Here is a 12,904-nt window from a genome sequence, read left to right on the forward strand (position 1 = left end):
CGTTTACGCTGAAATGCCGACCTTCGGCGCGTTTCCCGCGCTTGATCCGGCGACCGTCACCAACTCAGCCAGTTTGGCCTTGGCCTGACCGGACTCTAATGCGCTTCTGGCAGCCCCGAGATTTCCAGTAATCGACGTCCCCTTTCCGGCGGCATAGAGCAGCATGGCCGCGTTGAGGAGGACCCAGTCCCGTTGTCCGCCCTGAATTTCGTTGGCGAGGAGCCGCCTGATCAGATCGGCCTCACGCTCCCGCTGCTCGACCGGGAACCCGGCCATTTCGCGGAAGGTCGCCATCGACAAGCCTGCATCCTTCGGCTGGAAGGTAAATGGAGTGATGCGCTCATCCTTGAGTTCCAAGAGGCGCGTGGAATTGCCGATCGAGAGTTCCGGATCCCCTTCGACGCCGCGGATAACGAGCGCGCGCGGGCAACTCAACATACGCAACGCCTCGATCGTCTTCTCGAAGTAAGGCGGATGCGACAGGCCGATCACCTGCGAGGTCGCGCGAGCGGGGTTGAGCATTCGCGCGACGGGATGGAAGAAGTTGCGTACCCCCAACTCCTGTCTCATTTCCAGAAACCGGCTCACTGGGGGGTGATACAGCGCCAGGTCCAGATAGGCAAATCCCTTCTTTTCCAATTCGGCTCCGACCGACTTAGCAGTCAGATCGACAGGAATGCCTAAGAGCTTCAGCACTGACGAGATCCCGAGCCGGTCCGGAGGCCCATCCACTCCATGCAACAGCAAGACGGCTCCGGCGGCGGCCGCGACAATGGCGGCGGGAAGGATGGCGTGAAAGGTTTCCCGCTTTCCCGCATAGACGGGCACATCGACGACTCCGAGCCCCGAACGGACCGGCACCGGCGACACATATTGGCGCGCGGTCGCGGTAAAGGCCGCTAATTCCGTGACCGATTCCGACTTGAAACGCATGGCCGTGAGAAACGCCCCGATCTGCGCCGGCGTGGCGGTTCCCTCGATCATGAGGCGCATGGCCTGCTTGGCTTCTTCCCACGTGAGATCCTTGGATGTTTTTTGACCTTTAGCGACTTTGGCGAGCAGATGTTGCATGGATGGTAATGACCTTGTCTGATTTCAGGGTGACGATGATGTTACTTGTGCAGCCCGCACTCGGTCTTGCCGAAATTCTTCCACCGACCGGAACGCGGATCGTCTCCCGGAAGGACAGGCGCCGTACAATGGGTACAGCCGATGCTGGGGTAATTGCGGTCATGTAACGTGTTATAGGGCACCTCATGGAGCTGCAGATACGTCCAGACGTTGTCACTGCTCCATCGGGCCAGGGGATTCACTTTGACGAGATTGAATTTTTTGTCCCACTCGATCAGCCCGGCGTTCGCCCTTGTGGGAGCCTGGTCTCGCCGGATCCCGGTGATCCAAGCCGAGTACTCGCCGAGAATACGAGTGAGCGGTTCGATTTTCCGGAGCTCACAGCACTGGTCCGGCTTGCTGGCCCACAGCATGGCGCCATGTTGGGCAGCCTGCTGTTCCGGCGTCAACAGAGATTTCATGTGAATGACCTGCGCCGGCTTCAACCCGTACCGCGCGATAATGCGATCACGCACGTCGAAGGTTTCAGGAAACAGAAAATCGGTATCCAGATAAAACAGCGGTGCGTCCGGATCGATGCGATGCACCATGTCCACCAGGGCGACATCCTCCGCCCCGAAACTGCAGGCCAGCACAATGTGCGGCCGGTAGGTCTTCAACGCGTACTCCAGCAGGTCCCACGGCTGCTGAGATTCAAACGAATCACTCAGTGCCTTCAGCTCTGCGTCGGAGGGTCGTGCAGCCGGATTCTGTGTATCGTTCACCCTTCTTACCCCTCGACCTTTTCCACGAGAATTTTGAAATGCGTGGCATCAGGCTCCAACGGTCCCTCTGCCAGAATCTTGTGCCCGTCATTGCGCAAGCTCATCGGCACATTCCGTATGGGCTCTCCCGCATCGAGCCAGACTTCCAGTTGCTCGCCGCTGTCCATCATTTCCAATTTCAATTTCGTCTTCACATAGTTCATCGGGCAGGCCACGCCGCGCAGATCGTATACAGGCGCCTGAGCCGCGGCAACAGGTGCGGGTGCGGCTGTCGCCGGGGCACTAGCCGGAGTCGGCACGACATCTTCCTTCACCTGGGCCAGCTTCAGATCTTTGCCCATTTGTTCGGTGGCTGCACGACAGACCGCGAGAAACCGCTTGGCGAAGGCCATTTTCTCCGTCGCGGCCTCGGCAGTCGCGTCCTTAGATCCAAGGTCGCCGACTTGCGCCCCAAGATTCTTATAGGTCGCCGGAACGATCCCTTTGCTGGCCAGTCGCTGATCGAACTCCTGGAAGGTTTCGGCATCGGTGGCCGGATCGAGACCTTCGGTCACTAAAAGACCTTTCGCCGCCGCCAGTACCGCCCGATACGATTTATTCACCGACAGGGCATACTGATGTTTCTCGACCAGCAATTTCGCCTGGTAGAGCTCCTGGTCGGCCTCTAACATACGGTCGTCGATCATCTCCAAAGCGCCACCCGCGCACTCGCCAGGGCCCAGATCCTCCAGCACGAATTCCGCCTCACCTTCCCAGTCGTAGTAATAGGTCGAATCCTGCTCGTACGGCGGAACGATCGTGTAAGGGATGAGTTCGTCTTTCAGAACATGTTTCCCGACACGCGCAATGAACGACTGGAGGCTCTCACCCGCCTTCCGATCCCGACGATAGACGTCCACCAAATGGCGCACCGCGGCTGGAACGTTCTTCGCCGGCAACTTGACCACCAACTGTCCGATCTTCGGCGTGCCATCCACATGTCCGCCGAGATGCAGTTCATAATGCGGCGCCGTATGTTCTCCGAGACGTTTGCCGACTCCGTGCAACCCGATGGTGGCGATATGGTGCTGGGCGCAGGAATTATGGCACCCACTGATCTTGACGCTCACATCCCGAAGATCTTCCGGAACCTGACCGGCGGGAAACACTTCCGCCAGCGCCCTGGCCATCCCCTTAGATGAGGTAATTCCCAATCCGCAGGTGTCAGTGCCCGGGCAGGCGATGATGTCTTCGACGAGCTCTGCGCCGGGATCGCCTAAGCTGTGCTGCACCAGTTCCTGATAGAACTCCTCCAACCGCCCCTCGGGAATCCACCGGATGACCATGTTCTGATTGATGGTCGTGCGGATGTTCCCGTTCGAATACCGTTCGGCCAAGTCAGCGACGACCCACATTTGCTCGCCCGTCAGATCGCCCATCGGCAACTTGATCGCCGCCGTCACAAAACCATCCTGTCGCTGCGGCACGACATTGGTGCGCTTCCAGGCCTGAAACGCGGAGACCTGGCCATTGAGTGACACGGCGCCGTTCCCGCTGCCGTTGCCGTGACCGTTGGACAGGACACCGGCCTTGGTCGGCATAATGAGCGGCGGCGCATCGGCATAGTCCAGCAGCTTGATCGGCTCGTGCGTCGGCACGGCATACCCCATGGCCGCGTAGGCCGCCTCCCAGCGGCGCTTGAATTCGTCGAACCCGAGCTTCTCGATGACGAACTTCATGCGGGCCTTGTTGCGATTCTTACGGTTCCCCAGCGTATCGAACACCTTAATGACCGCCTCGATAGTCGGGAGCAGTTCGTCCATGGGCGTAAATTCGCGCAGCACCTGGGCCATGCGCGGCGTCGAGCCCAATCCACCGCCCGCCACCATCCGGAACCCGATAGTTCCGTCGGCCCGCTTCGCCGCCAGCAACCCGATGTCGTGAATGGGCGTCAGCGCGCAGTCCTGTCGGCATCCGGACAGGGCAATCTTGAACTTCCGCGGGAGACTCTGATTCAGCGGATTGCGCAGCAGATGATAGGCCACCGTCTTCGCGTATGGCGTGACATCGAACACTTCGCCTTGGCACACACCCGCCAGATGACAGGCCGTGACGTTCCGTACCGTATTCGCGCAGGCCTCGCGCGTGGTCAACCCCACGGAGGCCATCAGACGCATCATCTCGGGGACGTGTTTGAGCTCCACAAAGTGCAGCTGAATGTCCTGCCGTGTGGTGACATGACCCACGCCCGTGGCATACTGGTCGGCGAGATCGGCCACTTGCCGCAATTGATTCCCTGTCAGCCCTCCAAACGGGATCTTAATCCGCACCATCTGGACACCAGGTTGCCGCTGGCCGTAAATGCCATATTGCAGCCGGAAGGGCTTGAAGATGTCGGTGGAGAGGTCTCCGCCCAGGACACGTTGGGCTTCCGCCTCAAACGTTTCGATTTCTTCGACTATATGGGCCGGAATGGGCTCCGTTTTGATCGCTGGGCGGAGAGCCACTGTATTAGGAGTCATAATAACGACCTCGTCGGTTAGGAAGTAATGTGCGTGCGCATGATTCAGGCCGCTTCAGATGTGGTACATCAACGTGTGCTGCGCGTCGAGGGCCCGCTGGCGCTTGGCCAACTCCTCGACCGTGACTTCCGAAAGAACACTCAGTTCCGCCCGTTTCACGCGATCCCAAATGTGAGCGAGCAGCGCCTCCTGCTTGGCCCCACGCGAGGACGAATGTTTCGGACCACCCTCTCCATTTGTCGTGAGAAGCGGGCCCTCCAGTGCATCGAGAATGTCTGCCACGGAGAGCTCCGAGGGCTTACGGCTCAACACGTACCCCCCTTGGGCCCCGCGCTGACTTGCCACCACCCCGGCTTTCTTCATCGCGTGGAGCACCTGCTCGAGGAACCGGGCCGGAATCGCCTGTCGCTTGGCAATCGACTTGGCGCAGACAGGCTGCTCCGCATGATGGAGCGCAAGATCCACGGCGGCAATAATTCCGTAGGTCGCTCGAAGGCTCACCTTCATTTGCGAGTATTCCGATGGGGATTCATGGATCTCTATACCTTGCGCGCAACTTTCCTGTCAAGCAAGGGTAGATGCACATCAAACCAGCATGCCGTTGGGAACCAAGCGCTCATGACTTGCCCGAGACAGCCACCCGTGCGAGCGATTCATATTGAAGAACCGTGGCTCGCCAGTGCAGTGCCTTCAGCCGCGATGAACTGGTGGTAGAAGCCAGTCATGACCGCGCCCGCGCACCATGAGTTCACCCCTGTCGTCTGCGCGTCATTACAATGCATTTTTCGTCATTGACATCATCTAGGGGCTGAGCAATAATCCCGCCCTCTTCTTCCTCGGTACCTTCATGACGCTGCGTTCATCAACATTTAATATTCTCTTGCTCAGCACAGACAGCGAGATTCAGGCTCACTACAAGGACCTGTTCGGCGAGCAAGCGGTCACCATCGGCCGTGACGGATTGTCGCTTCCGAAGGAACCGGCAAAGCGTGCGTACGATGCCGTCATCGTAGAATCGAAAGCACAGTCTGCTGCAGACCTTGGGAAACTGTTTGGGGGGATCGATCCTGCGCGCACGCTCCTGGTCGTAGGCTCTCGAACCGTGCTGAAACGGACGGCCACGTCGCTCCACGCGGCCAAAGCCCCCAAGGCAGACCTGTCGCTATCCAATGGAAATGCACCGGGGCAATCGGTCTGTCTGGAATCTTTTCTGGAACATAAAGTCGGCGATTTCGTCAAAGGGATGCGCAACGGCTCGGGAAGAAACCTCCACCCGATGCTGATCGCCGCCGTCGAACGCCCGTTGATCCTGCTGACCCTGCGGGAGACCAAGGGAAACCAGATTCAAGCCGCAGAGCTGCTCGGACTGAATCGAAACACGTTGAGAAAAAAGATCCTCGATCTGGATATTCCGGTCAAACGCGCCAGGGCGAGCTAGATTCGCGCGCACCTCAACTCATCAGCACCTCACCAGAGGCGTAGAATCTGTACGCCCATATATCCACCGGTCGCCAACCACCAACGGAGGGAAGCAATGACCAAGGAAGAATTGATCGCGAAAATGGCGAACAGCGCCGGCATCACCAAGGTCGCCGCAACAGTAGCGCTCGAGGCCTTCACCGGAGCCGTCACCACGTCGCTCAAGAAGGGGAAACGCGTGACTCTGGTGAACTTCGGGACGTTTACGATTTCAAAACGCAAGGCCAGGATGGGACGCAATCCACGAACCGGGGAAGCCTTGAAGATTCCTGCCGCCCGCATTCCCAAGTTTTCGGCCGGCAAAGAACTGAAAGCAGCGGTCAAGTAGACCTTTGCTGATACACCCGATGATACCTGACCGGCAAGCCGGCTTCGCCTTCTGGATGGGAAAGAGAAAAGCCTGTCTTGCCGCCGGGTTTCCTTGACACTCTTGGTGAGGCTGTATTAGCATCGCCGGGCGATAGGCGCGTAGCTCAGGGGGAGAGCGCTACCTTGACACGGTAGAGGTCGACGGTTCAAGACCGTCCGCGCCTACCATTTTTGCTCTTGCGCACCGTTCGTGATCCGACTACCGGCAGCATGGTGGTCGGCACGGCGTTGTATTTTTTGTAGGATTGACCGGAGTGGCCTCACAGCTCATTCACATTACCCTTCCTGACGGAACTCGAAAACAAGTACCAGCAGGATGCACCGTCCGAGAGGCTCTCACTCCGGAAGGTGGACGCCTCGATCCCAAGGTCTTGGCCGCGAAGATCAATGGCGAGCCAATGGACCTGTCGCGTCCATTGGAGCAGGACGCCACCATCGAGCCCTTGACGTTCGAGTCTGCCGAAGGGCGCGAGGTCTATCGCCACAGCAGCACCCACATCATGGCGCAGGCCGTCAAGGAAGTATTCCCGACCGCCCAGCTCACGATCGGCCCGGCATTGGATGATGGGTTCTATTACGATTTCGCGTTCGACCGCCCGTTCACGCCAGAAGATCTGGAAAAGATCGAGGCGCGCGCCATTGAGATTATGAAGCGTGGCCTGACGGTCACCCGGAGCGAACTATCCAAGCAGGACGCCATCAAGTTTTTCCAGGAACGGGGGGAAGGCTACAAAGTCGAGCTAATCAACAGCTTCGACGATGCGTCTCCCATTTCGCTGTACCGCCAAGGAGAGTTTGTCGATCTCTGTCGCGGGCCGCACCTCCCCACCACCGGATACGTCGGGGCGTTCAAGCTCCTGTCCACCGGCGGCGCGTACTGGCGTGGCGATGAGCGCAACCCGATGTTGCAGCGGGTCTACGGCACGTCCTTCCCGACAAAAAAAGAACTCGATGCCCATCTCGCGAAGTTAGAAGAGATCAAGCGCCGTGACCATCGGAAACTCGGCAAGGAACTGGATCTGATTACGATTCAGGATGAGATCGGTCCCGGCTTGGTTCTGTGGCACCCCAAGGGCTCGCTGATCCGGCTGCTGATCGAAAATTTCTGGCGGGAGCAACATATCAAGGACGGCTACGATCTGGTGTATTCGCCCCATGTCGCCCGGCTGGACCTGTGGAAGACCAGCGGCCACGTCGATTACTACCGCGAAAACATGTTCGCGTCGATGAAGCTGGAAGGCAGCGAGTATCAGCTCAAACCGATGAACTGCCCCTTCCACATCATGATCTACAAATCCCATATGCGAAGTTATCGGGATTTGCCGATCCGTTATGGCGAGCTAGGGACCGTCTACCGCTATGAACGCACGGGTGTGCTGCACGGCCTGCTGCGCGTCCGCGGGTTTACCCAGGACGACGCGCATCTGTTTTGCCGTCCCGATCAGATCGAAGCCGAAGTCAGCCGCGTACTGGACTTCACGTTTTTCGTCCTCGGCACCTTCGGTTTTAGCGAGTTTGAAGTGTATCTTTCGACCCGTCCGGAGAAGTCCGTCGGCTCTGAAGAGAACTGGACCATCGCCACCAATGCGCTCGAAGCGGCGCTCAAGAGCCGCGGCGTGGCCTACGAAGTGGATCCCGGCGAAGGGGTCTTCTACGGCCCGAAGATCGACATCAAGATTAAAGACGTCCTCGGTCGATCCTGGCAATGCTCGACGGTCCAGGTCGACTTCAACAATCCTGAGCGGTTCAAGTTGGCCTATACCGGCGAAGACGGCAAGGCGCATCAGCCGATCATGATTCATCGGGCGCTCATGGGCTCCATCGAACGCTTCTTCGGCATTCTGATTGAGCACTATGCCGGCGCCTTTCCGACCTGGCTGGCCCCGGTACAGGCAGTGGTGCTCACGATCACGGACAACCAGCAGGAATTTGCGGCAAAGATCGTCTCCACGCTCAAGAGCCACGGATTTCGAGTTGAAGCAGACATCCGCAACGAGAAGATCGGCTTTAAGATCCGCGAAGCGGAAAAGAACAAGATTCCTTATATGCTGGTCGTGGGAGATAAGGAAGTGCAGAGCGGCATGGTGTCGGTTCGCGGCCGAAGCGGCGCGAATCACGGGAGTATGCCGATTGAAGCGTTCCTCGAACTCCTTCGCACAGATGCGAATCAAACATTGCGTCAAACGGCAACCCATTCACAAACGAGGTGACCTATCGTCCCTAAATTACGTGTAAACCGGGAAATCAGGATTCGGGAAGTTCGAGTCATCGGTCCTGAAGGCGAGCAACTGGGAATTCTGCCGACCGTAGAGGCCTTTAACAAGGCCCAGGAGGGGGGCTACGACCTTGTTGAGGTGGCTCCGACCTCGCAGCCGCCGGTTTGCCGCATCATGGACTATGGGAAGTATAAATTCGAGCTCAGCAAGAAGGATCACCAGAGCCGGCGTCACCAGAAGTCGACCCAGGTCAAAGAGATCAAGTTGCGTCCCCGCACCGACAAGCACGATCTGGAGATCAAAATCCGTCAGATCAAGGAATTCCTGGCAGACGGCAACAAGACCAAGGTGACCTTGACCTATCGAGGACGCGAAATGGCCAATCAGGAAATGGGCCGAACAATGATGGCCAGCGTCATTAAGGAATGTACGGAAGCAGGGACCGTGGAGTTTGCGCCACGAATGGAAGGGCGGAGCCTGATCATGATTTTGGCTCCCAAATAGTGTGCCGAGTGCACACAAGGAAGGAATGAACGCATGAAAATAAAAATGAAAACCCACAGTGGCGCGAAGAAGCGGTTTCGACGCACAGGAACGGGGAAGCTGGTTCGTCGGAAGGCCGGCGGTCGGCATTTGCTCACCGGCAAACCGCGCGACCGTAAGCGGAACCTGAAGGGCGCCGTTGAGGTGTCCTCCGCCTCGACCCCAGCACTGAACCGCATCCTTCCGCAGTAACGACGAATGGGCCGTGAACAGGATCTGAAAAAGGAGTAGCTCCCGATGCCTCGTACAAAAGGTGGTCCGAAAACACGACAGCGGCGAAAGAAGCGCCTGAAACTGGCAAAAGGCCAGTATGGCGCCAAGAGCCGGCTGTTCCGAACAGCAACCGAATCGGTCGACAAGGGGCAGGCCTATGCCTACGTCGGACGAAAGAATCGCAAGCGCGATTTCCGCCAGCTCTGGATCGCACGCATCAGCGCTGCGACCCGCCTGCACGGCATCGCGTATAGCCGCTTCATGAACGCCCTGAAGAAGGCGAATATCCTGCTGGATCGGAAGGTGTTGTCCGATATGGCGATCCGGGATATGGCGGGATTTGAAAAACTCGTCGGGGTGGCCAAGCAGCAACTCGCGACTGCCGCGAGCTAACGGTTAGGTTCGCACGAACGCTCTGTGACGGGAGAATCCTGATCGAACGGATTTTCCCGTCACACCTCTTCCAGTAGTCGATCGATCTCCAACTCCAGCGCCACCGCCGGAACCCCGATTTGCCAATGCTCCAGCACTTCGGGATGCAATTCGCCCAACAATCCGATCACCCGCCCGTTTGAGACAATCTTTCCGGCTCGACCATCGAGGAAGGAGGGATGATCCACCGGCTCCAAGGTGAAGGGACGGTCCAGATAATACAGCAAGAGATCCAGGCAGGAATGAATTTCTGAGAAGTGCGCGCCGGCATGGGCAATCACGGCACCCAACATCGTCACGGTCCGGGATCCGACATCGGCACTCGCATCAGGAATCGCCACTTCCCCGACCTCAAACATGCGGTGGGGATAGAAGGCCCGGCTTGAATTGGTTTCCACCTGCAACAACGATGGCGTAATCCACTGGCGCAGACAAGAGTAGCTGAGAGACATCACGTTATCCACTTCCACCACCTTCGCCCACTCGGTGCCGTCCAGACGCATGCGTGTGCAAAAGTCCTGATGAGAGCCCATGATGTTGGAAATGATTTCTTGGAATTCCAAACCCACCATGAGATGCCGAACCCGGTCGGCCATCTGCTCCAAACGCGACAGCCCACCCACCGTAAACTGCGAGGGCATGACGGGGGCAAACCTGGCGTATCCCTGACTGATGGCCACATCTTCCACCACATCGACCGTATGCAGCAGGTCGTTGCGGTACGGCGGTAGTTGCACAGACACCTTTTGCCCGGCCGACTTTACGGTATACCCATAGGACTTGAGCGCGGAAGTGACTTCCTTGCCACCCAGGGCCTCCCCCAACGCCGACTCGATGGCCTTGAGAGGAATGGTCCGGGGTGCCCCGAAATCGATCGGCGTACTCCACCGCCGCCCGAAGTTGGTTTTCACCGGCGAGTGAATGTCGACCGGCGTGATCACCGCGCCGCGATCCGCGAGATTGGCGGCAAAAATATTGAGAGTCAGCGCAACCATCGAAAGATCGGTCCCGGTCACTTCGACGAACAGTGCATGATCGCCGACCTGCACCTCGCCGATTTCCCGGCTGTTGATGATCGGGGGGAACGACAGGACCTGCCCTTCGGCATCTCGCAGCACGGGGAGCCGGTCGTGGCCACCCACGATACCACCGTACTCCACGCCTTTGGGATGAACCATGAGGATCTCCCGGAGCGTCATCATGGTTTCCATGCCGAGCGGCGTAAATCGTACGTCGTCCGGCTTGACCAGATCATAGGAGACGGGAAACACGATGGGAGCCAAACGGTATAAGCCGATCGAGACCGACCGCCGCTTGCGCCCAAAAATATCGGCTAACTTTTCCTGCGTCTGAATAAGCTGCGTCAAGCCGGACGCCGTCACGCGATACCCGACCGCCGTGCAAGCGGCCACGTACGGACGAACCTGGTCCATTCCCTGCGCCACAACCAGCTTCCCCGCGACTCCCTTCGGCTTCTTGAAGAAGGGATAGGAAATCGCCGAGCCACGCTGCTTGATCCGGATCTGTCTGGCAATGCCTTCGCAGCACCACAAATCGGGACGGTTGCTGTCTTGCAGCTCGATCCGCAGTTCGCCGGTTTCTACATTGTGCCCCTTCAGCTCCCCCTTCACCAACATCAGCCATTGCTCAAGCTGATCAAGCGGAATCCGCGCCGGCTTCTCGTCCGATCCGGCGATCAAGGCTTCGAGATCGTCTCGTTGAAGGGAAATAGTGGGCATCGTGTCGTCGTCCTAAAAACTTCCCCGCATGGTGCGAATGAATTCGAGGTCGGCCGAAAACAGATCGCGAATGTCGTGAATCCCCAGCGCCACCATCGCCATACGATCGAGGCCAAGGCCCCAGGCAATGACCGGCACGGAGACACCAAGGGGGGTCGTGACTTCAGGCCGGAATAATCCTGCGCCGCCCAACTCCATCCACCCCAGCTTCGGATGGCGCACGTGCATTTCGACCGACGGCTCGGTGAACGGAAAATAGGCCGGTAGAAATTTGACTTCCTTGGCTTGCGCCACTTCCCGGGCGAACAGATTCAGCAATCCGAGTAGAGTCCGGAAGTTAATATCCGCACCTAACACGATGCCTTCCACCTGAAAGAAGTCGGTGGCATGGGTCGCGTCCACCTGGTCGTAACGAAAGCACCGGGCAATCGAAAAATATTTCCCCGGCACGGCCGCGCCGGCCGCCAATGTCCTCGCCGACACCGCGGTGCCTTGACTCCGCAACACCAGCCGTTTCGCCCGCTCGGCATCGAAGGTATAGCCCCAACCGGTCGATCCGGCCCCCGTCCCTTTTTCATGTACCTGTGTCACCTGCGTCAGGTACGGCTCGGCGATTGTGCGGGCATGGGTCGGATTCTTCACAAAATAGACATCATGAATGTCACGGGCCGGATGAAACTGCGGCATGAACAGCGCGTCCATATTCCAGAACTCGGTCTCAACAAGCGTTCCGCGCATTTCCTGGAACCCCATACTGACCAGCTTGAGTTTGACGAGATCCAGAAACTCGCGATAGGGATGCCGTTTGCCCGCCGCAATTCTCGGGGCCCGCAAACTGATCGTATACTTCCGAAACCGTTTCGTACGCCAGGCACCTTCCTTCAACAACTCCGGCGTCAGCTGCGAGACTTCCTCCGCCACGCCATCGCGCGACAACTGGTCCGCCACATCCTTCCCGGCAGGGGTCAGCACAAATGACCGGGTGACCCGCTCATCGATCCGGAACGGCTCACGCGCGTTCCCACGCTTCACCGCATGTTGTTGGAGCACGCTCCGAAGCGGCTCGGAAAAAGACTGCAACTCCCGCTGGCCGCTCCGCAATTCCTGCAACAACGAGCGCATGGCCTCGGCCGTTGCACTATTGCGACCGGTGCTTTCAATACAGCCTCCTTGGACGATCAGGATCGCCCCCTCTTTCTTGAGGGTGCCGACCGCCTTGCTCACATCGGACGGCTCAAGTGCTTCCTTGCCCTGAATGTCCTGAATCGTGAGACGTCTCCCTGTCTGGCCGGCTTCCCGCGCCGCAGAGAGCACTCGCTCAATCGGGGCATATTTCTCAAAAAACAATTCGCCGATCGGAGTGAGAGACGCGATATGCGCGACGGTTTCAGCCTGCACGGCGATCAGCGACTTGGCCAGTAACCATTCGACAGCCATGCTCAACTGCGACGGCTCCAGGCCGGTGGATTCCGCAAGTTGGTCGAGCGTAGGAGGCGCGTCCGGCTGCCGGGTCAACGCCAGCAGGACTTTGCTTTCAAGGGGATGAAGATTATCCATGAACAAGGGTGTGGTCTGAG

At 58.4% G+C, this 12,904-nt stretch carries 12 protein-coding genes and 1 tRNA gene; 7 read left to right on the forward strand and 6 right to left on the reverse strand.

The genetic code is table 11. The annotated features are described in order from the left end of the window. Nucleotides 1–3 precede the first annotated feature (3 nt). Genes H8K11_00660 through H8K11_00675 form a run of 4 tightly spaced genes read right to left on the reverse strand, consistent with a single transcriptional unit; the run spans nt 4 to nt 4,843 of the window. Complete coding sequence (locus H8K11_00660; GenBank protein ID MCS6262243.1) at nt 4–1,071, reverse strand: anthranilate phosphoribosyltransferase; 1,068 nt, start codon at nt 1,069–1,071, stop codon at nt 4–6. Between the two features lie 41 nt (nt 1,072–1,112). After that, nucleotides 1,113–1,835, reverse strand: a complete 723-nt coding sequence (locus tag H8K11_00665; protein ID MCS6262244.1) for a phosphoadenylyl-sulfate reductase — start codon at nt 1,833–1,835, stop codon at nt 1,113–1,115. A gap of 5 nt (nt 1,836–1,840) precedes the next feature. After that, nucleotides 1,841–4,336, reverse strand: a complete 2,496-nt coding sequence (locus H8K11_00670) for a sulfurtransferase TusA family protein (protein ID MCS6262245.1) — start codon at nt 4,334–4,336, stop codon at nt 1,841–1,843. Nucleotides 4,337–4,390: 54 nt separating this feature from the next. Beyond that, nucleotides 4,391–4,843: an Rrf2 family transcriptional regulator gene (locus tag H8K11_00675; protein ID MCS6262246.1), complete on the reverse strand. Its 453-nt coding sequence runs from the start codon at nt 4,841–4,843 to the stop codon at nt 4,391–4,393. A gap of 340 nt (nt 4,844–5,183) precedes the next feature. Between H8K11_00675 and H8K11_00680 the strand changes: the two genes are divergently transcribed. From H8K11_00680 to rplT, 7 genes are all read left to right on the forward strand, one after another. Further along, the gene (locus tag H8K11_00680) at nt 5,184–5,774 is read left to right on the forward strand and encodes a hypothetical protein (protein MCS6262247.1); all 591 of its coding nucleotides are present in this window, start codon (nt 5,184–5,186) and stop codon (nt 5,772–5,774) included. A 96-nt stretch (nt 5,775–5,870) separates the two neighbouring features. Further along, nucleotides 5,871–6,143, forward strand: a complete 273-nt coding sequence (locus tag H8K11_00685; protein ID MCS6262248.1) for an HU family DNA-binding protein — start codon at nt 5,871–5,873, stop codon at nt 6,141–6,143. A 134-nt stretch (nt 6,144–6,277) separates the two neighbouring features. Next, a tRNA-Val gene (locus H8K11_00690) sits at nt 6,278–6,352 on the forward strand. A gap of 86 nt (nt 6,353–6,438) precedes the next feature. Beyond that, entirely contained in the window at nt 6,439–8,394 is a 1,956-nt protein-coding gene (thrS, locus tag H8K11_00695) for a threonine--tRNA ligase (GenBank protein ID MCS6262249.1), read from the forward strand. 3 nt (nt 8,395–8,397) lie between these two features. Further along, complete coding sequence (infC, locus tag H8K11_00700; GenBank protein MCS6262250.1) at nt 8,398–8,904, forward strand: translation initiation factor IF-3; 507 nt, start codon at nt 8,398–8,400, stop codon at nt 8,902–8,904. A gap of 33 nt (nt 8,905–8,937) precedes the next feature. After that, the gene (gene rpmI / locus H8K11_00705) at nt 8,938–9,135 is read left to right on the forward strand and encodes a 50S ribosomal protein L35 (protein ID MCS6262251.1); all 198 of its coding nucleotides are present in this window, start codon (nt 8,938–8,940) and stop codon (nt 9,133–9,135) included. 45 nt (nt 9,136–9,180) lie between these two features. Then, nucleotides 9,181–9,549: a 50S ribosomal protein L20 gene (gene rplT / locus H8K11_00710; GenBank protein MCS6262252.1), complete on the forward strand. Its 369-nt coding sequence runs from the start codon at nt 9,181–9,183 to the stop codon at nt 9,547–9,549. 59 nt (nt 9,550–9,608) lie between these two features. On the opposite strand, the gene H8K11_00715 is transcribed toward rplT, so the two are convergent. Beyond that, complete coding sequence (locus H8K11_00715; protein MCS6262253.1) at nt 9,609–11,327, reverse strand: phenylalanine--tRNA ligase subunit beta; 1,719 nt, start codon at nt 11,325–11,327, stop codon at nt 9,609–9,611. 12 nt (nt 11,328–11,339) lie between these two features. Next, nucleotides 11,340–12,884, reverse strand: coding sequence for a phenylalanine--tRNA ligase subunit alpha (locus H8K11_00720; GenBank protein ID MCS6262254.1), 1,545 nt, complete (start codon nt 12,882–12,884; stop codon nt 11,340–11,342). Nucleotides 12,885–12,904 lie beyond the last annotated feature (20 nt).

This window comes from Nitrospira sp. (assembly GCA_024998565.1).
Lineage (GTDB): Bacteria > Nitrospirota > Nitrospiria > Nitrospirales > Nitrospiraceae > Nitrospira_A.